Origin of the sequence: Streptomyces sp. NPDC047982 (genome assembly GCF_043204165.1) — a bacterium.
In the GTDB taxonomy this organism is placed as follows: domain Bacteria; phylum Actinomycetota; class Actinomycetes; order Streptomycetales; family Streptomycetaceae; genus Streptomyces.
In genome coordinates this window covers 151,805-177,908 of the sequence record NZ_JBIDBS010000018.1, presented here as the reverse complement: position 1 = coordinate 177,908, position 26,104 = coordinate 151,805, and the positions used below count along the sequence as shown (strand labels likewise).

The 26,104-nt window shown below is 70.6% G+C and carries 26 protein-coding genes, 1 pseudogene and 1 riboswitch; of the genes and pseudogenes, 18 read left to right on the top strand and 9 right to left on the bottom strand.

Features of this window, described 5'->3' with window-relative positions:
- The first annotated feature begins 209 nt into the window (after positions 1 to 209).
- The 10 genes from ACGF2V_RS22680 (at position 210) to ACGF2V_RS22635 (ending at position 10,122) form a co-directional block, all read left to right on the top strand.
- On the top strand, positions 210 to 818 hold the full coding sequence (locus ACGF2V_RS22680; RefSeq protein WP_362619952.1) for a CDP-alcohol phosphatidyltransferase family protein: 609 nt from the start codon (positions 210 to 212) through the stop codon (positions 816 to 818).
- A gap of 113 nt (positions 819 to 931) precedes the next feature.
- Positions 932 to 3,427: a mannose-1-phosphate guanyltransferase gene (locus tag ACGF2V_RS22675; protein ID WP_362619954.1), complete on the top strand. Its 2,496-nt coding sequence runs from the start codon at positions 932 to 934 to the stop codon at positions 3,425 to 3,427.
- A 138-nt stretch (positions 3,428 to 3,565) separates the two neighbouring features.
- Positions 3,566 to 4,429, top strand: coding sequence for a DUF881 domain-containing protein (locus ACGF2V_RS22670; RefSeq protein WP_362620229.1), 864 nt, complete (start codon positions 3,566 to 3,568; stop codon positions 4,427 to 4,429).
- On the top strand, positions 4,426 to 4,758 hold the full coding sequence (locus tag ACGF2V_RS22665; protein WP_073782734.1) for a small basic family protein: 333 nt from the start codon (positions 4,426 to 4,428) through the stop codon (positions 4,756 to 4,758). Before ACGF2V_RS22670 ends, ACGF2V_RS22665 begins: the two co-directional genes overlap by 4 nt.
- A gap of 2 nt (positions 4,759 to 4,760) precedes the next feature.
- Positions 4,761 to 5,549 carry a DUF881 domain-containing protein gene (locus ACGF2V_RS22660; protein WP_362619957.1) on the top strand — a complete coding sequence of 263 codons (789 nt, stop codon included), beginning with the start codon at positions 4,761 to 4,763 and terminating at the stop codon, positions 5,547 to 5,549.
- Between the two features lie 190 nt (positions 5,550 to 5,739).
- Positions 5,740 to 6,519, top strand: a complete 780-nt coding sequence (locus tag ACGF2V_RS22655; protein WP_392912954.1) for an FHA domain-containing protein — start codon at positions 5,740 to 5,742, stop codon at positions 6,517 to 6,519.
- A gap of 17 nt (positions 6,520 to 6,536) precedes the next feature.
- Entirely contained in the window at positions 6,537 to 7,277 is a 741-nt protein-coding gene (locus ACGF2V_RS22650) for a MerR family transcriptional regulator (protein WP_362619961.1), read from the top strand.
- A 54-nt stretch (positions 7,278 to 7,331) separates the two neighbouring features.
- Entirely contained in the window at positions 7,332 to 7,805 is a 474-nt protein-coding gene (locus ACGF2V_RS22645; RefSeq protein WP_362619963.1) for a bifunctional nuclease family protein, read from the top strand.
- A 180-nt stretch (positions 7,806 to 7,985) separates the two neighbouring features.
- Positions 7,986 to 8,603, top strand: coding sequence for a MerR family transcriptional regulator (locus tag ACGF2V_RS22640; RefSeq protein WP_362619965.1), 618 nt, complete (start codon positions 7,986 to 7,988; stop codon positions 8,601 to 8,603).
- Between the two features lie 58 nt (positions 8,604 to 8,661).
- Positions 8,662 to 10,122, top strand: a complete 1,461-nt coding sequence (locus tag ACGF2V_RS22635; protein ID WP_362619967.1) for a DNA polymerase IV — start codon at positions 8,662 to 8,664, stop codon at positions 10,120 to 10,122.
- On the opposite strand, the gene ACGF2V_RS22630 is transcribed toward ACGF2V_RS22635, so the two are convergent.
- Positions 10,047 to 10,415, bottom strand: a complete 369-nt coding sequence (locus ACGF2V_RS22630) for a PRC-barrel domain-containing protein (RefSeq protein WP_362619968.1) — start codon at positions 10,413 to 10,415, stop codon at positions 10,047 to 10,049. The genes ACGF2V_RS22635 and ACGF2V_RS22630 overlap by 76 nt on opposite strands.
- Before the next feature lie 131 nt (positions 10,416 to 10,546).
- A riboswitch (glycine riboswitch) is annotated at positions 10,547 to 10,642 on the top strand.
- A 193-nt stretch (positions 10,643 to 10,835) separates the two neighbouring features.
- On the opposite strand from ACGF2V_RS22630, the gene gcvP reads away from it, so the two are divergent.
- The gene (gene gcvP, locus ACGF2V_RS22625) at positions 10,836 to 13,721 is read left to right on the top strand and encodes an aminomethyl-transferring glycine dehydrogenase (protein ID WP_362619969.1); all 2,886 of its coding nucleotides are present in this window, start codon (positions 10,836 to 10,838) and stop codon (positions 13,719 to 13,721) included.
- 86 nt (positions 13,722 to 13,807) lie between these two features.
- Here gcvP and ACGF2V_RS22620 read toward each other — a convergent pair whose 3' ends face one another.
- On the bottom strand, positions 13,808 to 14,014 hold the full coding sequence (locus ACGF2V_RS22620) for a DUF5999 family protein (RefSeq protein ID WP_362619971.1): 207 nt from the start codon (positions 14,012 to 14,014) through the stop codon (positions 13,808 to 13,810).
- Positions 14,015 to 14,676: 662 nt separating this feature from the next.
- Positions 14,677 to 15,270 carry a hypothetical protein gene (locus ACGF2V_RS22615; protein ID WP_362619973.1) on the bottom strand — a complete coding sequence of 198 codons (594 nt, stop codon included), beginning with the start codon at positions 15,268 to 15,270 and terminating at the stop codon, positions 14,677 to 14,679.
- Between the two features lie 479 nt (positions 15,271 to 15,749).
- Here ACGF2V_RS22615 and ACGF2V_RS22610 point away from each other — a divergent pair, with 479 nt between their 5' ends.
- On the top strand, positions 15,750 to 17,255 hold the full coding sequence (locus ACGF2V_RS22610; RefSeq protein WP_362619974.1) for a glutamate--cysteine ligase: 1,506 nt from the start codon (positions 15,750 to 15,752) through the stop codon (positions 17,253 to 17,255).
- An 88-nt stretch (positions 17,256 to 17,343) separates the two neighbouring features.
- On the top strand, positions 17,344 to 17,535 hold the full coding sequence (locus ACGF2V_RS22605; RefSeq protein ID WP_362619976.1) for a hypothetical protein: 192 nt from the start codon (positions 17,344 to 17,346) through the stop codon (positions 17,533 to 17,535).
- Between the two features lie 237 nt (positions 17,536 to 17,772).
- Here the strand turns inward: ACGF2V_RS22605 and ACGF2V_RS22600 are convergent, their stop codons facing one another.
- Positions 17,773 to 17,967, bottom strand: coding sequence for a hypothetical protein (locus ACGF2V_RS22600; protein WP_362707706.1), 195 nt, complete (start codon positions 17,965 to 17,967; stop codon positions 17,773 to 17,775).
- A 184-nt stretch (positions 17,968 to 18,151) separates the two neighbouring features.
- Here ACGF2V_RS22600 and ACGF2V_RS22595 point away from each other — a divergent pair, with 184 nt between their 5' ends.
- A complete protein-coding gene (locus ACGF2V_RS22595) occupies positions 18,152 to 18,931 on the top strand; it encodes a CPBP family intramembrane glutamic endopeptidase (protein WP_362620231.1) in 780 nt (259 codons plus the stop codon).
- Here ACGF2V_RS22595 and ACGF2V_RS22590 read toward each other — a convergent pair.
- The 3 genes from ACGF2V_RS22590 to ACGF2V_RS22580 form a co-directional block, all read right to left on the bottom strand.
- Positions 18,921 to 19,739: a PhzF family phenazine biosynthesis protein gene (locus tag ACGF2V_RS22590; RefSeq protein WP_362619979.1), complete on the bottom strand. Its 819-nt coding sequence runs from the start codon at positions 19,737 to 19,739 to the stop codon at positions 18,921 to 18,923. The genes ACGF2V_RS22595 and ACGF2V_RS22590 overlap by 11 nt on opposite strands.
- 176 nt (positions 19,740 to 19,915) lie before the next feature.
- Positions 19,916 to 20,347: an SRPBCC family protein gene (locus tag ACGF2V_RS22585; RefSeq protein WP_362619981.1), complete on the bottom strand. Its 432-nt coding sequence runs from the start codon at positions 20,345 to 20,347 to the stop codon at positions 19,916 to 19,918.
- A 78-nt stretch (positions 20,348 to 20,425) separates the two neighbouring features.
- Positions 20,426 to 20,629: a hypothetical protein gene (locus ACGF2V_RS22580; protein ID WP_362707709.1), complete on the bottom strand. Its 204-nt coding sequence runs from the start codon at positions 20,627 to 20,629 to the stop codon at positions 20,426 to 20,428.
- A gap of 243 nt (positions 20,630 to 20,872) precedes the next feature.
- Between ACGF2V_RS22580 and ACGF2V_RS22575 the strand changes: the two genes are divergently transcribed.
- Both ACGF2V_RS22575 and ACGF2V_RS22570 read left to right on the top strand, forming a co-directional pair.
- Positions 20,873 to 21,424: a Clp protease N-terminal domain-containing protein gene (locus ACGF2V_RS22575; RefSeq protein WP_362707711.1), complete on the top strand. Its 552-nt coding sequence runs from the start codon at positions 20,873 to 20,875 to the stop codon at positions 21,422 to 21,424.
- Between the two features lie 258 nt (positions 21,425 to 21,682).
- Positions 21,683 to 22,714 carry an EamA family transporter gene (locus ACGF2V_RS22570; RefSeq protein WP_362707714.1) on the top strand — a complete coding sequence of 344 codons (1,032 nt, stop codon included), beginning with the start codon at positions 21,683 to 21,685 and terminating at the stop codon, positions 22,712 to 22,714.
- Positions 22,715 to 22,877: 163 nt separating this feature from the next.
- Here ACGF2V_RS22570 and ACGF2V_RS22565 read toward each other — a convergent pair whose 3' ends face one another.
- The gene (locus tag ACGF2V_RS22565; protein ID WP_362619988.1) at positions 22,878 to 23,579 is read right to left on the bottom strand and encodes a pyridoxamine 5'-phosphate oxidase family protein; all 702 of its coding nucleotides are present in this window, start codon (positions 23,577 to 23,579) and stop codon (positions 22,878 to 22,880) included.
- Positions 23,580 to 23,614: 35 nt separating this feature from the next.
- Here ACGF2V_RS22565 and ACGF2V_RS22560 point away from each other — a divergent pair, with 35 nt between their 5' ends.
- Both ACGF2V_RS22560 and ACGF2V_RS22555 read left to right on the top strand, forming a co-directional pair.
- The gene (locus tag ACGF2V_RS22560) at positions 23,615 to 24,946 is read left to right on the top strand and encodes an aminotransferase class I/II-fold pyridoxal phosphate-dependent enzyme (RefSeq protein ID WP_362619990.1); all 1,332 of its coding nucleotides are present in this window, start codon (positions 23,615 to 23,617) and stop codon (positions 24,944 to 24,946) included.
- A 271-nt stretch (positions 24,947 to 25,217) separates the two neighbouring features.
- Positions 25,218 to 25,393, top strand: a pseudogene (locus tag ACGF2V_RS22555) (LysR family transcriptional regulator); the annotation flags it as partial.
- 77 nt (positions 25,394 to 25,470) lie between these two features.
- Here ACGF2V_RS22555 and ACGF2V_RS22550 read toward each other — a convergent pair.
- Positions 25,471 to 25,947, bottom strand: coding sequence for a pyridoxamine 5'-phosphate oxidase family protein (locus ACGF2V_RS22550; RefSeq protein ID WP_362619992.1), 477 nt, complete (start codon positions 25,945 to 25,947; stop codon positions 25,471 to 25,473).
- Positions 25,948 to 26,104: the final 157 nt, after the last annotated feature.

The window sequence follows — 26,104 nt, the reverse complement described above, 5'->3', positions numbered from 1 at the left end:
GTACTGCAGGGGGGACCCTGTGGGAGAGTAGGTCGCCGCCGAACAGTTTTTGTGGGGAAGCCCCGCACCCTTGTGGTGCGGGGCTTTCTCGCGTTGCGGGGCATACCTGTTCACAGGAGATGTCTGCGTCACCCCTGTGCACCTGCCTGAGACTGCTGCGGGTAAGGTCGTGGGGCATCATTCGTACGTTCTTCACAGGAGGCCCCCGGGTGGAGGTCCAGGAGACTCGGGTTCAGACGGACCGAGTACTCACCATCCCCAACATCCTCAGCATGGCACGCCTGGTCGGAGTTCCGCTCTTCCTGTGGCTGATCCTCCGCCCCGTGTTCGGCGGCCCTCAGAGTGACGGCTGGGCTCTCCTCGTCCTGATGCTGAGTGGGATCAGCGACTACCTCGACGGGAAGCTCGCCCGGCGCTGGAACCAGATCAGCAGCCTCGGCCGAATTCTGGACCCCGCTGCGGACCGCCTGTACATTCTGTCGACACTCGTCGGCCTGACCTGGCGGGAGATCTTGCCGCTCTGGCTCACCGCGGTGCTGCTGGCCCGTGAGCTGATGCTCCTCGTGATGGTGGGGATCCTCCGCCGCCACGGCTACCCGCCGCCCCAGGTGAACTTCCTCGGCAAGGCCGCCACGTTCAACCTGATGTACGCGTTCCCCTTGTTGCTGCTCAGCGACGGAAGTGGTTGGCTTGCATCGCTGGCCGCGGTTTTCGGATGGGCGTTCGCAGGTTGGGGTACAACGCTCTACTGGTGGGCAGGCATCCTCTACGTCGTTCAGGTCCGCCGACTCGTCAAGGCGGACGCAACAGCCGATTGAGCTCGTTGAAGCGGCGCCGCGCAATGTGGCCGGCCCCCCGCTGATGACCCGAACAGTGCCCCGACGGGCGAAGTCGGCCAGACCGTCGTCTCTTCAAGGAGGACGATTCCGACATGAAGGCCGTCGTGATGGCTGGGGGCGAAGGCACGCGCCTTCGCCCCATGACCTCGAGCATGCCCAAGCCGCTCCTCCCGGTCGCCAATCGGCCGATCATGGAGCATGTGCTGCGGCTGCTGAAGCGCCACGGGCTCAATGAAACCGTCGTCACGGTCCAATTCCTCGCCTCACTGGTCAAGAACTACTTCGGTGACGGCGAAGAGCTCGGGATGGAGCTCAGTTACGCCAACGAGGAAAAACCGCTCGGCACTGCCGGAAGCGTGAAGAACGCCGAGGAAGCGTTGAAGGACGATACCTTCCTCGTCATATCCGGTGACGCGCTCACCGACTTCGATCTCACCGATCTCATCGCCTTCCACAAGGAAAAGGGCGGCCTGGTGACGGTATGCCTGACCAGGGTCCCGAACCCTCTGGAATTCGGGATCACGATCGTGGACGAGGCCGGCCAGGTCGAGCGCTTCCTGGAAAAGCCCACCTGGGGTCAGGTCTTTTCGGACACCGTCAACACCGGCATTTATGTCATGGAGCCCGAGGTCTTCGACTATGTCGAGGCCGATGTCTCCGTCGACTGGTCCGGTGACGTCTTCCCTCAGCTCATGAAGGAGGGCAAGCCCATCTACGGCTATGTCGCCGAGGGCTACTGGGAGGACGTCGGCACCCATGAGAGCTATGTGAAGGCCCAGGCCGACGTCCTGGAACGCAAGGTGGACGTCGAGATCGACGGATTCGAGATCTCCCCCGGCGTCTGGGTGGCCGAAGGTGCCGAGGTGCACCCCGACGCGGTGCTCCGGGGCCCTCTCTACATCGGGGACTACGCGAAGATCGAAGCCGGAGCGGAGATTCGGGAGCACACGGTCATCGGGTCCAACGTCGTCGTCAAGAGCGGGGCCTTCCTGCACAAGGCCGTGGTCCACGACAACGTCTACATCGGCCAGCACAGCAATCTGCGCGGATGCGTGATCGGGAAGAACACCGACGTCATGCGGGCCGCCCGGATCGAAGACGGGGCCGTCATCGGGGACGAGTGCCTGATCGGTGAGGAATCGATCATTCAGGGCAATGTCCGGGTCTACCCCTTCAAGACCATCGAGGCCGGGGCCTTTGTCAACACGTCGGTGATCTGGGAGTCGCGCGGTCAGGCCCATCTCTTCGGAGCCCGAGGCGTTTCGGGGATCCTGAACGTCGAAATCACGCCGGAGCTGGCGGTCCGGCTCGCCGGGGCCTACGCCACCACTCTCAAAAAGGGCTCGACGGTCACCACGGCGCGCGATCACTCCCGCGGCGCCCGGGCGCTGAAGCGAGCGGTGATTTCGGCCCTCCAGGCCAGTGCCATCGATGTACGGGACCTGGAGAACGTACCCATGCCCGTCGCCCGTCAGCAGACCGCTCGGGGGAGTGCCGGTGGAATCATGATCCGTACGTCCCCCGGCGTGCCCGACTCGGTCGACATCATGTTCTTCGACGAGCGGGGCGCTGACTTGTCCCAGGCGCGGCAACGGAAGCTGGACCGGGTCTACGCCCGTCAGGAATACCGCCGCGCTTTTCCCGGAGAGATCGGGGACCTGCACTTCCCGTCCAGCGTTTTCGACTCGTACACCGGATCCCTGTTGCGGAACGTGGACACCACGGGGATCGCGGACGCCGGGCTGAAGGTCGTCGTCGACGCTTCCAACGGCAGTGCCGGGCTCGTTCTGCCCAGCCTGCTGGGGAGGCTCGGTGTGGACGCGCTGACCATCAACCCGGGCCTCGACGAATCCCGGCCCACCGAGTCCGCCGAGACCAGACGCGCCGGGCTGGTGCGTCTGGGAGAGATCGTCTCCTCGGCCGGGGCCGCGTTCGGTGTGCGGTTCGACCCCGTCGGCGAACGGCTCTCCCTCGTCGACGAGAAGGGCAGGATCGTCGAGGACGACCGGGCGCTCCTGGTGATGCTCGACCTCGTGGCGGCCGAGAGGCGCAGCGGACGGGTGGCGCTGCCGGTGACCACCACACGGGTCGCCGAACAGGTCGCCGCGTACCACGGGACACAGGTCGAATGGACGACGACATCGCCCGACGACCTGACGCGCGTGGGACGTGAGGAGGGCTCCATCTTCGGGGGAGACGGCTGCGGCGGCTTCATCGTTCCCGAGTTCAGCAGTGTCTTCGACGGTTCCGCGGCCTTTGTGAGACTGCTCGGGCTCGTCGCCAGGACCCAGCTCACCCTCAGCCAGATCGACGCCCGCATCCCGCGTGCCCACGTCCTGCGCCGCGATCTGGCCACGCCCTGGGCGGTCAAGGGCATGGTCATGCGGCGGGTCGTCGAGGCCGCCGGAGACCGCAGCGTCGACACGACGGACGGCGTGCGGGTCGTCGAGGCCGACGGGCGCTGGGTGATGGTGCTGCCCGACCCGGCCGAGGCCGTCACCCACCTGTGGGCCGAGGGGCCCGACGACGCGTCCGCGCGTGCCCTGCTGGACGAGTGGGCGGCGGTCGTGGAGAGCGCAGGTCACTGAGGGGCCCACCGGTGTGCCCAGGGCCTACCCGGGTACACCGGTGGGCCCATTCGGCGGTAGCGGCGGAGCCGTGCGACGATGTGCGGCATGCCGCAGCAGACCCCCGATCGGAGTACCCCCGCGCGTCCCGACGCATCCATGTCGCTGCTGACCAACGTGATGGACCACAGCCTGGACGACGGATACGCCGAGGCATCGGCGCGTCGCAGGGCCGACGGCACCGCGGGCATGCCCCGCAGGCTCAGGTCGAAGCTCGGCCTCGCCGCCTGCCTGGTGCTCGCCGCCCTCGTCGTCACGCTCGGTGCCGCGCAGGCGCGCGTCTCGGCGCCGGTCCTCGCCAAGGAGCGCGAGGAGCTCATCGACCGCATCGACGGCGAGACGGCGGCTGCCGACACCCTGGAGTCCCAGGTCGACAAGCTCCGGGACGACGTGGGCAGGCGCCAGCGCAAGGCGCTGGAGAAGCACGGCGGGGACCAGGGCGAGTTGGTGGCACTGCTCGCCGGGGCCACATCCGTGCAGGGGCCCGGAGTGAAGCTCGTGGTCGACGACGCGACGGACACCGACGCGGGAGGCGGCGGCCCCCGGGCGAGCAGCAGCTTCTCCGACACCGGGCGCGTCCGCGACCGGGACCTCCAACGGGTCGTCAACGGCCTCTGGCAGTCCGGGGCCGAGGCGATCGCGATCAACGGACAGCGCCTGACGGCCCTGTCGGCGATCCGCGCCGCCGGTGACGCCATACTGGTCGACAACAGACCGCTCGTGCCGCCGTACACGGTTCTGGCGGTGGGGGACGGGAAGCCGCTCGGTGCCGCGTTCCGGGACAGCGACGACGGCCAGTATCTGCAGGCGCTCAAGGACACCTTCGACATCCGGACCAGCATGTCCGTCCAGGAGAAGGTCACCCTCCCGGTCGCCCCGAGCCTGATCGTACGAACAGCACAGCCTTACCGGGCCGCAGATACCGGCAGTGGTGCGGCAGACACAGAGAAGGGCAGATCGTGATCGCCGTACTGGGCCTCGTCTTGGGAGTCGTGGTCGGACTGTTGGTCCGGCCCGAAGTGCCGGCGGTGGTCGAGCCCTACCTTCCGATCGCCGTCGTCGCCGCTCTCGACGCCGTTTTCGGGGGGCTGCGGGCCATGCTGGACGGCATCTTCGTCGACAAGGTGTTCGTCGTGTCGTTCCTGTCGAACGTCGTGGTGGCCGCGCTGATCGTGTTCCTGGGCGACAAGCTGGGCGTCGGTGCCCAGCTCTCCACCGGCGTGGTGGTCGTGCTGGGGATCCGGATCTTCTCGAACGCCGCGGCCATCCGTCGGCACGTCTTCCGGGCGTGACGATGAGCGACGCAGAACTTCCCGAAAACGGCGAACCGGCCGTCGAGCGGCCGGACGACACCCCCACGGAGCTCACGGGGCGCCAGCGGCTCATCGCCGGACTGTGGCCGCCGCGGGTGACGCGCGCCCAACTCGTCGTCGCGCTCCTGCTGTTCGTCCTCGGCCTCGGGCTGGCCATCCAGGTGCGCTCCACGAGCGACAACAGCGCGCTGCGTGGTGCCCGTCAGGAGGACCTCGTACGCATCCTCGACGAGCTGGACGACCGTACGCAGCGTCTGGAGGATGAGAAGCAGCGTCTCGTGGCCCAGCGCACGGAGCTGGAGAACAGCTCCGACCAGGCCGAGGAGGCGCGCAGACAGACGGTCGAGAAGGAACGGCAACTCGGCGTCCTCGCGGGCACCGTGGCGGCGCACGGGCCCGGGATCACGCTCACCGTCAACGACCCCGGCGACGGGGTGAAGGCGGACATGCTGCTGGACGCGCTCCAGGAACTGCGTGCGGCGGGCGCCGAGGCGATCGAGGTCAACGGGGTCAGAGTGGTGGCCAACACCTACTTCTCCGGTGAGGGCGGCAACGTCAGGGTCGACGGCCGTAAGATCACCGCACCGTATGTGTTCAAGGTGATCGGGAAGCCTCAGGACCTGGAGCCCGCGCTCAACATCCCCGGCGGTGTGGTGCAGACACTGGAGAAGGAGCAGGCCACGGTGCATGTGGAACGGGTCGACGACATCGTCGTGGACGTCTTGCGACCGGCGCAGCGGCCTGACTACGCTCGGTCGTCATCCCCGTGAGGCCGCGGTACGGAAGGGTTGAGGAACACGGGCGGGAGGTTGCGGGGGGTCGCCGCATCGTAAGGGTGGTGCGTGATGGAAACTGTCGAGTGGACACGGACGTTGTGAAGTTGTCCGGGTCGGCAGGTGTGTTCGTTCAGGGTTCGTCCTGCCCCACGGGCGGGTCTATTTCGGTCAAGGGGAATCGCCCGTGAAGTTGTTTGGGAAGTTGTTCGGCAAGAGCGCTCGCGACGAGGCTGCCCGTCATCGCGCACCGCGCCACGGTCAGGCGGATGAGGCGGGCTCGCAGCGCCCGCTCTTCCGCGATGAAACGTCCGGCCCGGGCAGTGGCGCCTCCGGCGCGTCGTCCGTTGACCCCTCCGGTGCCGGCCGCATAGGTTTCGCAGAACCGTCGACCTCGGGTACAGGTGGAGGGTCCGGTCAGGGGCAGGAGGGTTCGGCCATGCCGGTCTGCACGAGGTGCGGTCATCGCAATGCCGAGGACAGTCGTTTCTGCTCCCACTGCGGTGCGCCGCTGAGGGGCGGAATCCCCGAGCGTGCCTCGGAGACGACATCGACCATCTCCATCTCAGGTCTGGAGGCGTACGACTCGGAGACCACCGGGCAGACTGCCCTGCCCTCCCTCTCGCCCGAGGCACAGGCCGCCGTCGACGCCCTCCCGCTCGGCTCGGCGCTCCTGGTGGTGCGGCGCGGTCCGAATTCGGGGAGCCGCTTCCTGCTGGACGGTGAGCTGACCACGGCCGGCCGCCACCCGCAGAGCGACATCTTCCTCGACGACGTGACCGTGTCGCGTCGGCACGTGGAGTTCCGCCGGAGCCCCGACGGCAGCTTTACGGTCGGTGACGTGGGCAGCCTCAACGGCACCTACGTCAACCGTGAGCGCATCGACTCCGTCGCCCTGTCGAACGGTGACGAAGTGCAGATCGGCAAGTACCGGCTGGTCTTCTACGCGAGCCAGCGGGGCGTCTGACCCGTCAGGGAAGGTCCATGCTGAGAACACCGACGGGCGGTGCCGGTCACGGCACCGCCACGGCCGAAGACCGCCCGATGAGCATCGGCGCGGTGCTCCTGCAGCTGCGGGACGAGTTTCCCGAGGTCACGATCTCCAAGATCCGCTTCCTGGAGGCCGAGGGACTGGTCGAACCGCAGCGGACTCCCTCCGGGTACCGCAAGTTCCGCGCGGCCGATGTGGAGCGACTGGCGCAGGTGCTCCGCATGCAGCGGGACCACTACCTCCCGCTGAAGGTCATCCGCGAGCATCTGGACGCGCTCGCCCGCGGCGGGCAGCCCGCGCTGCCTTCCGGCAGCCTGAAGGATCCGGGCGACGGAGAGCCGGACGCGCAGCCCTGGCGGGCGACGGCCGCCAGGATCGGCCGTGCGGAGCTGCTCGCGGCCGCCGAGGTCACCGAGAGCGACCTGGACGAGTGGGAGTCGTACGGTCTGGTCACGCCCACCCCCGAGGGTGGCTACGACGCCGAGATGGTGACCGTCGCCAAGCTTGTGGCGGAGCTGGGACGGTTCGGTCTGGAACCGCGTCACCTGCGTGCCATGCGGGCGGCGGCCGACCGTGAGGCCGGGCTCGTCGAGCAGGTCGTCGCACCCCTGCGCCGTCACCGGAATCCGCAGACCAGAGCCCATGCGGAGGCCACGGCGAGAGAGCTCGCGGAACTGTCCGTACGACTCCATTCCGCCCTGGTGCAGACCGCCCTGCGGGTCCGCCTCCACTGACCACGTCGTCGCCCCGACTACCCAAACCTGCCGAGCACGTCCTAGGGTTGCTGTGTGAACGAGCTCGACGTTGTGGGTGTCCGGGTGGAGATGCCCTCCAATCAACCGATCGTGCTCCTGCGTGAAGTGGGAGGCGACCGGTTCCTCCCCATCTGGATCGGTCCTGGTGAGGCGACCGCGATTGCGTTCGCCCAGCAAGGCATGGCTCCGGCCAGGCCCCTGACACACGACCTCTTCAAGGATGTGCTCCAGGCAGTCGGACAGGAGCTGAAGGAGGTCCGCATCACGGATCTGCGGGAGGGGGTCTTCTACGCGGAGCTGGTCTTCGCCAGCGGGGTCGAGGTGAGCGCACGCCCCTCCGACGCCATAGCCCTCGCACTGCGGACCGGAACGCCGATCTACGGCAGCGACGGCGTGCTGGACGACGCGGGCATCGCCATTCCGGACGAGCAGGAGGACGAGGTGGAGAAGTTCCGCGAGTTCCTCGACCAGATCTCACCGGAGGACTTCGGCACCAGCAGCCAGTAGCCGTCAGTCCGTAACCGTCCGCGGGGCTGCCGACAGCGCATCCGACAAGCCCTTCCCGCTCGCACGGTACGGAAACCACCCTCAGGGTGATTATCACTCGGCGTGCCGAGTGTGGCGATCGTTGACGCACCCCGAGTGACTGCCTACCTTCGAGGTGGCAGGTCAAGGACGGAGGTCGGCGTGAGAAGCAGCGGCGACGGTACGGCAGTCGGTGGGCCGTATCCGCAGCAGGGGAGTACGACCGGCCACACCATCGGGCAATCGGTGAAACCGGCTGCGGTGGCAGGGGGCGGAGTGACATCGGCCGACGACATCGGCTATCGGGGACCGACGGCCTGCGCAGCCGCAGGGATCACTTACCGGCAGCTCGACTACTGGGCGCGCACGGGCCTGGTCGAGCCGAGCGTGCGCCCTGCCTACGGCTCGGGCACGCAGCGGCTCTACAGCTTCCGCGACGTCGTCCTGCTGAAGATCGTGAAGCGCTTCCTGGACACGGGCGTAGCCCTGCAGAACATCCGCACGACGGTGCAGCACCTCCGAGCCCGGGGGTTCCAGGACCTGGAGCGGATGACGTTGATGAGTGACGGGGCCACGGTCTACGAGTGTTCCTCGCCCGACGAGGTCGTCGACCTGCTCCAGGGCGGCCAGGGCGTCTTCGGGATCGCCGTGGGTGTGGTGTGGCACGACGTCGACGCCGCCCTGTCGCAGCTGCACGGCGAGCGGGTGGACACCGGCGAGACGCTGATCGGGAACAATCCCACGGACGAACTGGCACGGCGGCGCAACCGCGCCGGATGACCGCGCCGGGGGACCGGGACACGGCGATTGTCAGTGCCATGGGGCAGCATCGGAAGATGTGAGAGCCGCGCCCACCATCCTGCATCTCGACATGGATGCCTTCTACGCCTCCGCGGAGCAGGCGGCGAAGCCCAGCCTGCGTGGCAAACCGGTCGTGGTGGGTGGCCTGGGGCCGCGCGGGGTCGTCGCGACCGCGTCGTACGAGGCCCGGCGCTTCGGGGTGCACTCGGCGATGCCCATGGCGCAGGCGCGGCGCCTGGCGCCCAACGCGGCCTATCTGGTGCCCCGCTTCCATCTGTACCGAGCGGTCAGTGACCAGGTGATGGAGCTCCTGAGACGGCTCTCCCCGCTGGTGGAACCGCTCAGCCTGGACGAGGCGTTCGTCGACCTGGAAGCCGGCGGGGTGGCCGACGACACGGCCTGCGCGCTGGCGATCGGGAAGGAGCTGCGCGCGGTCATCGAGGCCGTCACCGGGCTCACCGGCTCGGTCGGACTCGCGGGGTCCAAGATGCTGGCCAAGATCGCGTCGGAGGAGGCGAAACCGAACGGTCTGCGGCTCATCGAACCGGGGACGGAGCGGGCCCTGCTCGCGCCCAAGCCCGTGCGGATCCTCCCCGGCGTCGGTCCCGCGACGGCCGACCATCTGCGCCGGGCCGGGATGACGACGGTCGACGACCTGGCCGAGGCGGGCGAGGCGGAGCTCGTACGGCTGCTCGGCAAGGCGCATGGCGAGTCGTTGTACCGCATGGCCCTCGGGCACGACGACCGGCCCGTGGTCGCCGAACGCGACGCGAAGTCGGTGTCGGTCGAGGACACCTTCGACACGGACCTGCACGATCGGGTACGGGTCAGGACGGAGGTGGAGCGGCTGGCCGACCGGTGCGTCCGGCGGCTGCGGGGAGCGGGACGGTCCGGGCGCACGGTGGTGCTGAAGGTGCGGCGCTACGACTTCTCCACGCTCACGAGGTCCGAGACGCTGCGCGGGCCCACGGACGACCCCGCGGTGGTCCGGGAGGCCGCCGCGAGGCTCCTGGAGGCCGTCGACACCACCGGGGGCGTGCGACTCCTGGGGGTGGGGGTCACGGGCCTCGCCGACTACACCCAGGAGGACCTGTTCGCCCAAGCCGCCGGTGAGCGGGCCGCCGCCGAGGACACGGCCGGTACGGACGCGGAAGAGGGGTACGAGCCGGACGGTGCGGTGGCCGGTGCGCCCGAGGAGACGCCGGAGACCGCCGAACGGCTCGCGGCCAGGGGCTGGCCCGCCGGCCACGACGTCCACCACGACACCTACGGCCATGGCTGGGTGCAGGGCAGCGGGCTCGGCCGGGTGACGGTCCGGTTCGAGGAACCGGGGTCGGCGCCCGGGCGGGTGCGGACGTTCCGGACCGACGACCCGGAGCTGCGGCCGGCCGAGCCGATGCCACTCGTGCGCGATCCGGCGGACTACTCCTCCTGGCCCGCCAGCTTCCCGAAGTCACTGTCCGCGGAGGTCTCCCCGGCCGAGGAGTCGAGGCCGTAGTGCCGGTAGAGCTGAAGCTCCTGGTCCGGTGAGAGGTGGCGGCCGACACCGAAGTCGGGCGCTTCCTTGATCAGTGCGCGGTCGAAGGGGACGCGGAGTGTGTCCTCCACGAATTCGCTGGGTTCCAGCGGGACGAACGCGTCCCGGCTGAAGAGTCCGGTGCGTACGGCCGCCCACTCGGGCACGCCGGTCGCGTCGTCGAGGTACACCTCGTCCACGGTTCCGATCTTGGTGCCCTTGCGGTCGAACGCCTTGCGGCCGATCAGGCTGCGCGGATCGATGTCGGTCTGCACGATCCCTCCCACTGGTCGCGGCTACTCCACAAGCACTGGCTACTCCACAAGCACTACGGAAAGGCACAATCGAGGGGTTGGCCACTCGAGAACTCCGTCACGAACCCCGCTGGTAGGCTGGTGACGGCCGCTGACCCCGTGCGGGAGAGCCTCCGGAACCGATCCGGAGGCGCCGAAGGAGCAAATCCTCCCCGGAATCTCTCAGGCCCCCGTACCGCACGGACGAGGTCACTCTGGAAAGCAGGGCGGGTCCCGTGCGGCCGAGTGCCGGTTCGGTTCCCTTCCTCACCGACGGTGAAAGCCGGTGTGCCCCAGGCACGCCGGTGAAGCTCTCAGGTCGCGATGACAGAGGGGGAGGCCGTTCGGGCACCCGCGCCGCGGTGCCCCTCGCAGGTCGTGACAGACCAGGAGGCCTCCACCATGACCCCCCGTCGCAGTCCGCTCTCCCAGCTGGAGCAGGGCATTCCGTTCGAACAGCGCCACATCGGTCCCGATGCCGAGGCACAGTCGAAGATGCTCGCCCAGGTCGGTTACGGATCGCTGGACGAGCTGACCGCGGCCGCGGTGCCCGACGTCATCAAGAGCGCCGAGGCGCTCGGCCTGCCGGACGCTCGCACCGAGGCCGAGGTCCTTGCCGAGCTGCGCGCCCTGGCCGACCGCAACCAGGTGCTGGCCCCGATGATCGGGCTCGGCTACTACGGCACCTTCACGCCGCCGGTGATCCTCCGCAACGTCATGGAGAACCCCGCCTGGTACACGGCCTACACGCCGTACCAGCCGGAGATCTCGCAGGGTCGGCTGGAGGCGCTGCTCAACTTCCAGACCATGGTCGCCGACCTCACCGGGCTGCCCACCTCCGGCGCATCCCTGCTCGACGAGGGCACCGCGGCCGCCGAGGCGATGGCGCTCTCGCGGCGGGTCGGCAAGGTCAAGGACGGCGTCTTCCTGGTCGACGCCGACGCCCTGCCGCAGACGATCGCCGTCATCGAAACCCGCGCCGAACCGACCGGTGTGGAGGTCGTCGTCGCCGACCTCACCGACGGCATCCCCGCCGAAGTCGCCGAGCGGGGCGTCTTCGGCGTCCTCCTGCAGTACCCGGGCGCGTCCGGCACGGTACGCGACCCCCGGCGCGTCATCGAGCAGGCCCACGGACTCGGCGCGGTCGTCACCGTCGCCGCCGACCTGCTGGCCCTCACGCTGCTCACCTCGCCGGGCGAGCTGGGCGCCGACATCGCCGTCGGCACCACGCAGCGCTTCGGCGTCCCCATGGGCTTCGGGGGACCGCACGCCGGCTACATGGCCGTACGCGAGAAGTTCGCCCGCAGCCTGCCGGGACGCCTCGTCGGCGTCTCCGTCGACGCGGACGGCAACAAGGCGTACCGGCTGGCCCTCCAGACCCGCGAGCAGCACATCCGCCGCGAGAAGGCCACCAGCAACATCTGCACCGCACAGGTGCTGCTCGCCGTGATGGCCGGGATGTACGCCGTCTACCACGGCCCCGACGGCCTGCGGCTGATCGCCCGGCGCACCCACCGCTACGCGACGGTCCTCGCCGCAGGGCTGCGCGCCTCCGGTGCCGACGTCGTGACCGACAGCTACTTCGACACCCTCACCGTGCGCGTCCCGGGCAGGGCCGCCGACGTCGTGGCCGGTGCCCGCGAGCGCGGGGTCAACCTGCGGCTCGTCGACGCGGACCTGGTGTCCGTCGCCTGCGACGAGACCACCACGCGTGCGCAGATCGCCGCCGTCTGGGCCGCCTTCGGCGCCGAGGGCGACATCGACGCGCTGGACGCCGAGGCCGCCGACGCGCTGCCCGAGGACCTGCTGCGAACCGGCGAGTTCCTCACGCACCCGGTCTTCCACCAGCACCGTTCCGAGACAGCCATGCTGCGCTACCTGCGCGGGCTCGCCGACCGGGACTACGCCCTGGACCGCGGCATGATCCCGCTCGGCTCCTGCACCATGAAGCTGAACGCGACGACCGAGATGGAGCCGATCACCTGGCCCGAGTTCGGTGCGCTGCACCCCTTCGCCCCGGTCGACCAGGCGCAGGGCTTCCTCACCCTCATCCGTGAGCTGGAGGAGCGCCTCGCCGAGGTCACCGGCTACGACACGGTGTCGATCCAGCCGAACGCCGGCTCGCAGGGAGAGTTCGCGGGCCTGCTGGCCGTGCGCGCCTACCACCGGGCCAACGGTGACGACCAGCGGACCGTCTGTCTCATTCCGTCCTCCGCGCACGGCACCAACGCCGCCAGCGCGGTGATGGCCGGCATGAAGGTCGTCGTGGTGAAGACCGCCGACGACGGCGAGGTCGACGTCGAGGACCTGCGCGCCAAGATCGAGAAGCACCGCGACGAGCTCGCCGTGCTCATGATCACCTACCCGTCGACGCACGGTGTGTTCGAGGAGCACGTCGCGGACATCTGCGCAGAGGTGCACGACGCCGGTGGTCAGGTCTACGTGGACGGCGCCAACCTCAACGCCCTGGTCGGCCTCGCGAAGCCGGGCCGGTTCGGCGGCGACGTCTCGCACCTGAACCTGCACAAGACCTTCTGCATCCCGCACGGCGGCGGCGGCCCCGGCGTGGGCCCGGTCGGTGTGCGCGCACACCTCGCGCCGTACCTGCCCAACCACCCGCTGCAGCCCGCCGCGGGCCCCGCGACCGGGGTCGGACCGATCTCGGCCGCTCCGTGGGGTTCGGCCGGCATCCTGCCCATCTCCTGGACGTACGTCCGCCTGATGGGCGGGGAGGGCCTCAAGCGCGCGACACAGGTCGCCGTGCTCGCCGCCAACTACATCGCCAAGCGGCTCGAACCGCACTTCCCGATCCTCTACAGCGGCCCGGCGGGCCTGGTCGCCCACGAGTGCATCGTGGACCTCCGGCCCCTCTCCAAGGCCACCGGCGTCAGCGTCGACGACGTCGCCAAGCGGCTGATCGACTACGGCTTCCACGCGCCGACCATGTCGTTCCCGGTCGCCGGGACGCTGATGATCGAGCCGACCGAGAGCGAGAACCTCGCGGAACTCGACCGCTTCTGCGACACGATGATCGCCATTCGCGGCGAGATCGAGAAGGTGGCCTCGGGGGAGTGGAGCGCGGACGACAACCCGCTGCGCAACGCACCGCACACCGCCGCGATGCTGGGCGGGGAGTGGGAGCACGGCTACAGCCGTGAGCAGGCCGTCTTCCCGGCCGGTGTCTCCGCCGCCGGCAAGTACTGGCCGCCGGTGCGCAGGATCGACGGCGCCTTCGGCGACCGCAACCTCGTCTGCTCCTGCCCGCCACTGGACGAGTACGACAACTGACACACGTGCGTCCGGGCATGACGCGGACGCGGGTCGGGGCCGGTGCGGAGAGATCTCCGGGCCGGCCCCCGTCGTATCGGCCGCGGTCAGGCGGCCCGCAGCACCCGGTCGGTCGCCGACGGCCGATGGGGGGCGATGATCTGCCCGTCCGGGAGCAGCTCACCGGTGTCCTCGAAGAGCAGGACACCGTTGCACAGCAGGCTCCATCCCTGTTCCGGGTGGTGCGCCACGAGGCGGGCGGCTTCCCGGTCGGGTGAGTCGGCGGTGGGGCAGGGTGGCTGATGCTGGCACATGGGTGGGTTCTTTCGTTGCGTCGTGGTGAATGTCCCGCGGCTCGTCGAGGTGTTCATGGCCGCTCCCCCGTATCGACAGGTCTGGTCCCAGTGTTGCCCCACGGGCGCCATTCCGCAGGGATTTCGCGGCAGTACGTCCGTCTCCTCCGATGACGCGTCACCCGGCCGGACGGTTCAGCGCAATTGCACTGTCCTTTCGGGTGGTTCGGGGTGGTCGGACCGGGCTAGTGCCCCTCGCGGCAAGGTTTGCCCGGTCGCGCCGTCCGGCACTTCCCCGAGCTCTCAGCTTCCTCCGACCAGGGGAGCCCCCATTGCTCGCGGCGTCGGCCACGAGCCCACGTAGCCCTTCCCCGAGCTCTCGGCGCCGTTCGAGCAGGGGAGACGCCATCCGAGGGCTTCCGGCCGCCTTGCGATCGGGCGCACCGGACGACGCTCCTTCCGGGCAAATCTTGCCGGTCCGGTCCGGACGGGCGGGAGTGTGCCCCCACCCGACGCGCCCGCGCATCCGAGGGCCGGTGCTTCCCGCATTCCTCCGCGTGCGCGACCTGCCGTCCGTGCGAGGTCCCGGGGGCTCGGAGTCTGTGCCGACGAAGCCCTTGTGCCCCGTCGCGGGGGACGTGGCGACGGGGCACAAGGGCTTCGTGGTGACGGCGGGTTCGTCGTCAGGCGGGCGATCCGAGCAGCGGGCCGGGACCCGGGGTGATCCGCCTGGTCATCAGTCGCAGGAGGTCGGCGACCCGGTGGGCGCGGTGTGCCGCGATGCCCGGCGGTGCGGGTGCCAGCGGCACCAGGAGGTCCGCGGGGGCGAGCGAGCCGCCGGAGGCGTCGGCCTCGGCGTCGGCGTGCAGCCACAGCGCCAGCATGTAGAGCGCCGGGACGGACAGCAGCCGCGGCTGGTAGGGGGGTGTCACTGTCTCGGCCTGGCGCAGGGCGAGTTCGGTCGCGGGGATGTACGGGCCCTCGAAGAAGTGGGAGAAGGCCCAGCCGTCCGGCGTGAGCACGGTGTCCGCCGCGGCGACGGCCCGTTCCGCGTCCCGGATCAGGAACCGCCATCCGGCGAGCCGGGTGGCGGGGGCGCGCCCGCCCGGTCCGATCCGGTCCAGCACATGGACGGGCAGCGGGAGTTCGGGGCTCAGCGGTCCCTGGGCGGACCGGAGAGCGGGCGTGCGGGCCTCACGGACTGCGGTGGGTGAACCGAGTGCCGCAAGAACGCTGCGCAGAGCGGGCGCGGGGGCCGGGGGTACATGCAGCGGCATGGTGGGTCGCCTCTCACTTCGGAGACACGTTGATGCGTGGGCGGGTGCAGACGTCGCTGTCGGCGTACGGGGCCAGAGGGGCCGGTGACCGGACCGGTGCGTCAACTCTCTGCCTCGTCAGCAAAGTTTATACGACAGGTGTTCACACAGCGTTTCCCCTAGCGGTCCCGGGTATTGCAGACAAGGCGGCATCAAGACTTTATTATGCGGTATTTCTGTTGATTTGCCGTCAACGGCACAGTCGCAGCCAGCAGTTTTTCTTAGAGTGCGGACGGCTGAAACGCACCGTTCTGTCAACGTGATTTCAGAACGCAAACCGCACGCAGCGTCATGCCGAGGGAATGTGCCTCCGGCCATAGGTTTCAGGTTACTGGGTGGCGGTGCTCGCGAGGGCGTTATGGATCACTGGCCTGGGCATTATCGACCGTGACGTGAGTGGCCTGGGCCGCGGGCTGCCCAATTGAGGGAGGGACACTTCGATGGGGGAGAAGGTCGTGGCGGGCACCTTTGACCTGTCCGATCGGCAGAGGTACCGGAGGAAGCTCCACCAGTGCCTGGAGGGCTTGGAGAGACTTCTGGCGGAGCGGAGGTTCGACCGCCCCCGCAATCTCATGGGTATGGAGATCGAGCTGAACCTGGCCGGCGCCGACGGCATGCCGAGGATGATGAATGGAGAGGTGCTCCAGCGCATCGCGAGCCAGGATTTCCAGACCGAACTCGGGCTGTTCAATTTGGAAGTGAACATAGTCCCGCATCCCTTGGCGGGCCGCGTTTTCGATCAGCTGGCCGAGGAGCTCAGGACTGGTCTCGGATATGCTCACCGGAAGGCGGGCGAGGTCGATGCCGGGATCATGATGATCGGAATTCTGCCCACGCTCGGGCGTGCGGATCTCGTGGCGGCGAACCTCTCGGAAGCGGATCGCTACACACTCCTCAACGATCAAATCGTGGCCGCGCGCGGAGAGGATTTCTCCCTCGATATCCAGGGCGTGGAGCATCTGGTCTCCACATCGTCCTCGATCACCCCGGAGGCGGCCTGCACCTCGGTCCAGTTGCATCTGCAGGTGACGCCGGCGCGCTTCGCCGCCGTGTGGAACGCGGCCCAGGTCGTCGCCGGTGTGCAGATCGCCGTCGGCGCCAACTCCCCCTTCCTGTTCGGCAAGGAGTTGTGGCGCGAGTCCCGGCCGCCGCTCTTCCAGCAGGCCACGGACACCAGGTCGCCCGAACTCCGGAACCAGGGGGTGCGGCCCCGGACCTGGTTCGGCGAACGGTGGGTGGGGTCGGCGTACGAACTCTTCCGGGAGAACCTGCGCTACTACCCCCCGCTGCTGCCGATCTGCGACGAGGAGGACCCGCTGGCGGTGCTCGACGCGGGCGGGGTGCCGGAGCTCCAGGAGCTCGTGCTGCACAACGGCACGGTCTACCGCTGGAACCGGCCCGTGTACGGGGTGGCCGACGGTGTGCCCCATCTGCGGGTGGAGAACCGGGTCCTGCCCGCGGGCCCCACGGTCACCGACGTGATCGCCAACGCCGCGCTGTACTACGGGCTCGTACGGGCCCTGGCCGAGGAATCCCGCCCGATATGGACCCGGATGCCGTTCGCGGCGGCGGAGGAGAACTTCGACACCGCTTGCCGCCACGGCATCGACGCCGAGCTGATCTGGCCCCGTCCCGGCAGGCCGGGCGGGCTGACCCGGATTCCGGCCGTCAAGCTCGTCCGGGACGAACTGCTGCCGCTGGCCGCCGCGGGCCTCGACGCCTGGAACATCGCGCCCGCCGACCGGAACCACTATCTCGGCGTCATCGAGGGGCGCTGCAGACGACGGGTGAACGGGGCGTCCTGGCAGACGGACACGTACCACCGGGCTCGGGAGGCGGGGTTCGGACGGCATGCGGCTCTGGCCGCTACCACCCGCAGGTACGCCGAACTGATGCGCGGCGGCGAGCCCGTGCACAGCTGGCCCACAGGCGTTCCCACGACGTGACCGGGCCCCTTCCGGGCACCGGTGTCCGCGATCACCGTGCGGGCGCGGGCCCTACTCCTGGGCGGCGTCGTTGCTCTGCCCGGCCATCATGACGGTCCTGGGGGACCACCGCCCCGACGCCGGACGGGTCGCTGCCCTGGTGGCCACCGCCGCCGGTCACCTCCGCCACCTGTTCGAGTTCCTCGTGGTCGGCCTCGGGGCCGACCGCGAGGGCGAGGAGCGGCACCGGGCGCTCGGGGTCGGCGAGTCGTTTCGGTGCGGCGATCAGACCAGTGCGTGAGAGCCGGTGTGACCGGGACGCCGTCGCCCGAACCCCTGGCCCGGCCCAGTCAGAGACCGGAGGCGGGCAGCCGGATCTGGTGGTCCGCAGCGCCGGAACCGGAGGCGAGGCGGCTGGCGACCGCGTACGACTCGCGGGCCACCGCGCACGTGCAGGCAGCGGCCGTCGGACGTCACACCGTCCTCACGCGCCCGATCGGCCACGGCGCGCACGGCGGGGCGATGTCCGGTGACGCCATCAGGGAGAGACGTACGGCGCAATCCCCTGCAGGAGTCCGACGACAGCAGCCCGCGGCCCCGCCCGCACCACGACCGCCGTGCCCGCGTCCAGGACGGGCACCGTCGCGATCGCGACGGTGGGCCGTCGGCGACGCGGCGGGGCCTCCCCGCGTCCGCCGACCGCGGAGTCGTCGGGCAAGCTGTGACGTCCCATGTCGGTGGTGCCCCTCCTCGAGGATGAAAAAGGGAAGAGGAGGACCACACCAGCGCCGACGATGGCCGTCCCCCGACCGTCGCGCGTCACTCTCGTACGCGCATTCGAGACCCTGGCGGGACGGGGAGGGGCAGGGGGCATGAACGCACAACTCGAGGCAGGTGTACAGGTGGAGGCGGGGCACATGGCCAGTTCTATTCCGCGAGCGGCGCTGCCACGGCGGAACGCGCAGACCGAGACGGTGCTGGTGCTGGCTCTCTCACTGGGCGCCAGCGGGGTGTCCGCCCTGATCAGCTTTGTCGGATCACTGACGAAGCCGGGGGGCTTGAAGGAGCAGGCGGCGACGCTCAACGGCTCGTACGCGCCGGGACGCCCCTGGCTGGATCTGGCCTGGCAGCTCTTCGGTATCGCCACGGCCCTGGTGCCCGTCGCGCTCGTCGCCCACCTGCTGGTCAGGGAGGGCGCCGGGCTGCGTGCCATCGGCTTCGACCGTACGCGGCCCTGGCAGGACCTGGGACGCGGTACGGCGGTCGCGGCGGGCATCGGAAGCGCCGGGCTCGCCTTCTATCTGGTCGTGCGCGCCGCCGGATTCAATCTCACCGTCGTTCCGGAGTCGTTGCCCGACGTGTGGTGGAAGTTCCCGGTCCTCATCCTGTCGGCACTTCAGAACGCCGTGCTGGAGGAAGTGATCGTCGTCGGCTATCTGCTGCGCAGACTCGACCGGTTGGGGTGGTCGCCGACGGCGGCGCTGATGGCGAGTTCGGTGCTGCGCGGCTCCTACCACCTGTACCAGGGGATCGGCGGGTTCATCGGCAATGTGGTGATGGGCGTGGTCTTCGTCCTTCTGTACCGGCGCTGGGGGCGGGTCGGTCCGCTGGTGGCGGCGCACGCGCTGCTCGACATCGGGGCGTTCGTGGGGTATGCGCTGCTGGCGGGCAAGGTGGGGTGGCTGCCTACGGCGTGAGCAGCTCGCCGTCGACGACGGTCACGGCGTTGCCGGTCAGCAGGGTGCGGTCGCCGCGCAGCGCGGTGCGGACCAGGCCGGCGCGGGCGGAAGCCTGCAGTCCGGTCAGCTCGTCACGGCCGAACCGGGCCGACCAGAAGGGGGCCAGCGCCGTGTGGGCGCTGCCGGTGACCGGGTCCTCGGCGATTCCGACGTTGGGGAAGAAACCGCGGGAGACGAAGTCGTAGCCGCGTGAGGGGTCCTCGGCGGCGGCCGTGGCGATGACGCCACGCCGGGAGACCCGGGCCAGCGCCACGAGGTCCGGGGTCAGTGCCCGCACCGTCGCCTCGTCGGTGAGCTCGACGAGCAGGTCGCCGACGGACGCGCCGGTGTCGTGGACGCAGAGCGGTTCCACGCCGAGCGCGGCGGCCAGCCCTGAGGGGGGCGTCGTGGGGGCGAGCGGGGCGGTGGGGAAGTCGAGCGTGATGGAGCCGTCCGGGTGGGCGGTCGTGGTGAGCATGCCGCATCGGGCGGCGAAGCGCACGGTTCCGCTCGCCGTTCCGGTGGTGTGCAGGACGTGGGCGGTGGCGAGGGTGGCGTGCCCGCACATGTCGACCTCGGTGGCCGGGGTGAACCAGCGCAGTTCCCAGTCGGCCGGTCCGCCCGGTGTCGCGGGGCGGGCGAACGCGGTCTCGGAGAGGTTCATCTCCATGGCGATCCGCTGGAACCAGCCGGTGTCGGGCGCGGCGTCGGCGTCCAGCAGCACGACTGCGGCGGGATTGCCGGTGAAGGGGCGGTCGGTGAACGCGTCGACGATTCGGATCCTCATGCCGTGAACGTACGCGAGACGGTAAGCCGTCGGCCAAGGCCAATCCGCGCCTGATGGACCGAAAGGTCTGGCCGAAGCGAGGGATCGATCCGGCCGCCCGTGGGAACGGGCCGTGAGGGCCTCGGGGGTGTCGCGAGGCCCCCTTTCGAGCGGCGTCCATGTGCGGGGCGCCGCCGTCAGGCGGTGACGAGTCCGCCCAGCCTGCGCAGCGACTCGACGAGCGCGGCGGTCGCCGAGTCCTTGAGCTTGCCCGCCATCAGGGAGACCGCGGCCCCGGTGAACTCCCCGTCGATTCGTACGGTGGTCGCCTCGCCGTCAGGTGTCAGGCAATAGCGCATGGCCAGGCTGACACCCATCGGCCCCTTGCCGCGTGTGGCCAGCAGTCGCGCGGCCTCCAGTTCCGTCACGGTCCAGGTCACCTCGGCCGGGAAGCCCATGAGCTTCATGTTCTCCTCGTACGTGGCCGCGAGTTCGAGCGCGGCCGGGCCGCCCTTCGGGAAGCTCGTGTGGGTGGCGTTCCACTCGCCGAACGCGGTGAAGTCCGTCAGCCGGGCCCAGACCTTCTCGGCCGGTGCCTCGATACGTGCCTCTGCGCTGACCTCGGCCATGCGACCACCCCTTCTCGGCGGGTTACGGTGTTGCGGAACGTAGCCGCAGCGGCGTGAACATTCAATACTGATGAACTGTCAGTTTTGGGTGTCCGTCCCTTCCTCACCCACGCGCCAGATCGACGCGGCGTCGAACCGGTCACAGGCGCGTGGGTGCGGGCCGTCGTCGTGGCAGTGGAACGCGGTCCAGAACAGGTCGGCGTGCAGGGCGTCCGTCGGTGCGTGGATCCGGTACACGTACTCCCGTCCGTCGAGCGCCGGCAGGGCGACCAGCCAGGACACGTGCGCAGACCCCTTCCGGCTGCCGTACGGGTGTTGTTGCCTGTGGGACGTGCCGGAGCGGTTCGCGGCTGTCCGGGCCGTGAGGCAAGGCGGCGTACGTCGTTTCCCCGGTCCGGGTTCCGAAGTGGCGAGATCTCATCCGTAAGGAGGAGGGATCGGTCTGCCGTGCCCACCCTGCGTGGGACCCTCACATGGGCCGCTCCGCCGATGATTTCCCGCCACGGGACTGATGGGGTAAGAGGTGTGCAAAACCGGACGCCGCGGATCCCTCAGCAGCCCGCATCGAACCGTGCTGATCTCGACGCCAGACTCACCGTGGAGCTGGCCGCCGTGGTGACGGGTGCCCGCAGACGCGCACTGCGCGACGGCGACCGGCACATCGACACGGCGCATCTGCTGCATTCCCTCATCGAATCCGACCCCGAGGTGCGAACGGCCTTCGACGGGGGCCCGCAATTGGCCAAGGTGCTCGGCTATCTCGTCCAGCGCAGCATCGGGTACGGGCTGCGCTGGCAGGGCTCGGTGGAGGACTCCGGAGCCGTTCCGGTCGTCACCGTCCGCAGGCCGGGCCGGCGCGACGCCGGTGTGGAGGGCTGGTCGCCCTCGGCCGCCTCGGCGATGGCCGAGGCCCGCGAGCGCGCGCGGCGGCGCGGGGACGAGCGCGCCGGTGGGCTCGACCTCCTGGCGGCTCTGGCCACGGACCACGAATGCCGGGCCGTCGAAGTGCTGGAGCGGGCGGGCGTGGACGCCGATCGGCTGGCCGCCCGCATCGTCCGGGCGACGGATCAGGGGTGACCGCCGCCGGCGCCCGTGCGCGGCGCGTGTCGATGCCGGCGCCCGGCGCATGGCCGGTGACGCCCGGGGACTGACATCCGGTGGGCGAAACGGGCCCGGTACGGGTGTCGGCGCGGCGTCGCGATGTGGGCGGTTCGGGTGGTTCGGCACGGCTCGCCGGGGGCGACCGGTCAGAGGCTGGAGGCGAGCGGCCGACGGAGGCGCCTGTCAGGGGTCACCGGGGTGATGCTCCTGACAGGCGCCTGTCATGATGTGCCGATGTACGCGTCGCGAGGAAGAAGCGGCCTGGGATTCGCCCTGGTCTCGGCATTCGCCTTCGGTGGTTCAGGGGTCGCGGCCAAGCCGCTCATCGAGGCGGGCGTCGATCCGCTCCACGTGGTCTGGCTGCGGGTGGCGGGCGCCGCTCTCGTCATGCTGCCCGTCGCCTGGCGCCACCGTGCACTGGTACGCAGCCGCCCAGTGCTCCTGCTCGGGTTCGGGCTGCTGGCCGTCGCGGGCGTGCAGGCGTGCTACTTCGCAGCGATCTCCCGCATCCCCGTCGGAGTGGCACTGCTGGTGGAGTACCTGGCGCCCGCGCTCGTCCTCGGATGGGTCCGGTTCGTCCAGCGCCGACCGGTCACCCGCCGCGCCGCGCTCGGCGTGGTGCTCGCCGTCGGCGGGCTCGCCTGCGTGGTCGAGGTCTGGTCGGGGCTGAGCTTCGACGCGATCGGGCTGCTGCTCGCGCTCGGCGCGGCGTGCTGCCAGGTCGGCTACTTCGTCCTGTCGGACCAGGGCAGCGCGGACGCGAGGAGGGGCGTCGAGCCGCCGAACCCGGTCGGCGTCATCTCGTACGGGCTGCTGATCGGCGCGCTCGTCCTCACCGTCGTCGCACGCCCCTGGACCATGCAATGGGCAACCCTCGGCGGCAGCGCCGACATGGACGGCACGGACGTGCCGGCCTGGCTGCTGCTCGCCTGGATCGTGCTCGTCGCGACCGTGCTCGCCTACGTCACCGGAGTGGTCTCGGTGCGGCTGCTCTCCCCGGCGGTGGCGGGTGTCGTCGCCTGCCTGGAGGCGGTCATCGCGACCGTACTGGCCTGGGTGATGCTCGGCGAGCACCTGTCGGCCCCGCAACTCGTCGGAGGCGCCGTGGTACTGGCCGGGTCCCTGATCGCCCAGTCCGCCACCCCCTCGACGCCCTCCGGACCGGTCGCGTCCGGTCCGGGCGAGGGGCGGGCCGCGGGTACGGGAACCGGCCCCGCCACCGCCACCGCCGAGGCTCCGTCGTCCGCCGGCCGCACCACCTCGTAGGGTGACGGCCCTGCATGCGACCGTGCTTTCTCCGCCCGCCGCCCGAGGGCTGTCCCGTCACCCCTGGCGTGCGCCCGACGACGGCTGCGCTACCCGCCGCGTTGTCGGAACATCCGCGTACGTCCGGTACGCCCGCTGCCGGGCCTGGCCGTTCCGGGCCGGTTCAGAGCGCGGTGATGTAGTCCGGCACCTCGATGGCGGGATCGAGGTCCTCGGAGGGGATCGGCGTGGTGAAACCGCGGGCGAGTGGCACGACGCCCGCCCAGTGGTGCAGCGCGAGGTCGCGCGGTTCGTCGTTGGGCCCGCCGGCACGGATCTTGGCCGAGACCTCCCGGAGGTCGAGCCGGATCACCGCCGTCGCGGCCAGCTCCTTCGCGTCGGCGCGCCGCGAGTCCGCGGACCGGCCCGGCACGACATGGTCCACGATGGCGTCCAGGGCGACGCGCCGCTCCTCCGGATCGGTCACCGCGCGGGCGATGCCATGCACCATCACGGAACGGTAGTTGATCGAATGGTGGAAGGCGGAGCGGGCCAGCACGAGGCCGTCGACATGCGTCACCGTCAGGCACACGGGAAGGCCGGGGTCGGTTCCGCCCGCCTCCCGCAGCGGCCGGGAACCGGTCGAGCCGTGCACGTAGAGCCGCTCGCCCAGCCGGCCGAAGAGCGTCGGCAGAACGACCGGGGCGCCGTCGCGGACGAATCCGAGATGGCAGAGGTACGCCTCGTCGAGTATCGAATGGACCGTCTTCCGGTCGTACGCCGCGCGCTCACGGGCACGGGCCGGGACCGTGCGCGCGGTCGGCCGGTATTCGCCCCCCGCCGAGGTGGCCGGGGCCGGGGACTGCGTTCCTGCGGTGTCCGCCATTGCCTGCTCCATTGTACTAGTGCATAATCCCGTTTGTGCTAGGAGAGTATCGGATCGAAGGGCGGCGCGCATCGGAAATCGCCGCGAGCGTGGAGCGGGGGGTCGGCTCGGGCGGTCTCGCGCCGGGGCAGGCGCTGCCGCCCATGCGGGAGCTGGCGAAGCTGCTGGGGGTGAATCCCAACACGGTGGCGGCGGCCTACCGCACGCTGCGCGAGCGCGGAGTGATCGAGACGGCCGGGCGCCGGGGCAGCAGGGTGCGCCCGCGCCCCGCGAGCACGCCGCGCGGGTCGCTCCGGGTGGAGGTGCCGCCCGGGGTGCGGGATCTCGGATCGGGAAACCCCGATCCGGCGCTGCTCCCCGCGTTGGACGAGGCGTTCGCGGCGGCGACGCGTGCGTACGCGCTGGAGCCCGGGATGTACGGGCAGTCGCCGTTGGAGCCGGAGTTCGCGGATCTGGCGCGCGCCGCGCTGGAGGCCGACGGCGTGCCGGCCGGGCCTCTCGCCGCCGCTTCCGGATCGCTGGACGCGATCGAACGCGTGCTGATGGCGCGTCTCAGGCCGGGGGACGCGGTGGCGGTCGAGGACCCCGGGTGGGGCAGCGTGCTGGATCTGGTACCGGCGCTGGGACTGCGCCCGGTGCCCGTGGCGCTCGACGACGACGGACCGCTGCCCGACGCCGTCGAGCGCGTGCTGGGCGCCGGTGCCCGGGCGCTCGTGGTCACGGGCCGTGCGCAGAATCCGACCGGCGCCGCCGTAGGCGCGCAGCGGGCGGCCGAACTGCGGGGGGTGCTCGCGCGGCACCGCGATGTGCTGCTGATCGAGGACGATCACGGCCACGGCATCGTCGACCTGCCGCTGCATCCGCTCGCGGGCGCCACGGACCGGTGGGCGTTCGTGCGGTCCGCCGCCAAGGCGTACGGGCCGGACCTGCGGGTCGCACTGCTCACCGGGGACCCGGTCACCGTCGACCGGGTGTCGGGCCGGCAGGGGCTCGGGCCCGGCTGGGTGAGCAGACTGCTGCAACGGGCCGTGGCGCACCTGTGGCGCACGGGCGCCGTCGACCCCGGCGAGGTGGCGCGGGCGTACGGGAGGCGGCGCGACGCGCTGGTGCGGGCGCTGGCCGAGCGGGGGGTGATGGCGCACGGGCGGAGCGGCATGAACGTGTGGGTGCCGGTGGACGACGAGACCGGGGCCGTGGCGCGGCTGCTGCACGCGGGCTGGGTGGTGGCGCCCGGCGCGCGGTTCCGGATGGCCTCGCCGCAGGGGATCCGCCTGACCGTCTCACCGCTCACGGACGCCGACATGGGCCCACTGGCCGACGCCGTGGCGGCCGCGGCGGGTCCGGTGGCCCCCCTGAACTACGGCTGACGCAGCGGCGGTCGGTCACCGCAGACCGGTCGGCCGCGGTTGGCCCCGGTCGGCCCCGGTGGCGGAGCGCGGGCGACGGACCACGGCCGGCGGCCCGTGGCCGGCCGGGGTCCGGTGCCGGGCGGTCGGGTGCGCCGCCCGCTCCGGGTGAGAACGGCACCCGCGAGGACCCCAGGGCGCCGACCAGCGTGTTCCAGCCCAGCCGTTCACCGAGTCGACGACCCCGGCCGCGGCGGCGACGGCCACGCCCGCCAGGGATTACGGGACAACCCCGAGGCTGGGACGCGGCCCGGTGCCGGACGGAGTGCGGCTCGTGCCCGTGCGGCGGCGGATGCGGCGGCGTGTTCGCGCCGTGCGGTGCGCGGAGCGGAACGGCGCCCATCGGGCAGGGCGGCGGTGGGCGCGCCGCGGATGGCCGCTCGGGAGGTGGGCGAGGTATCGGCGTAGGGCCTTCCCGGACACCGGGCCGGAGCTGTTCGGGCGCTCGGGCATGGCCGGGTCGGAGCCGTCAGGAGCGGGAGTGCTCAGGCCGAGGACGGCCCCGCGAGCTTCCGGAAGTCCCAGGAGGCGACGGTCTGCGGGGTGAGCCGCAGCCAGGCGTGCCGACCGTCGTGCGGCATCGCGTCCGTCCCGAAGTACTTCTGGGCGAACAGGCGCTCCGGGACGTCGAGTTCGGGGCAAGGCGCGCCGGTGCGGGGCGTCTCGCCGACGGGGACGACCCGGCCGGAGAGCTCTACGCCGCGCAGTTCCCCGTACTCCACCCCGTCGTCCACGACCACCGCGATCCTCGGGTCGGTGCGCAATTGCGACCAGCGCAGGCTGCGGGTGATCGAGTACAGCCAGAGCGAAGTGCCGTCCCAGGCGAACCACAGTGCGCCGACGTGCGGGCGACCGTCCGCCGACACCGTGGCGACCCGGCAGGTGCGCTGCTCGGCGAGGTAGGCGTCGCGCTCCGTCTCGGTCATCATGATCCGGCGGCCCCGTCGCTGTGTGACGGTCATGGGGACCCTCTCCCTTGTCTGACTGCGTGTCAGAAAGCATGGAGGCTCTTCCTTCGTAGCGCAATGGCGGCTAGCCTCCGCGCCCGGTCCGTCGGCGAGGGAACCGGTTCGCGTGCCGACGGCACCCGTCCCGTCACCGACAGACGCGATCCGTGAC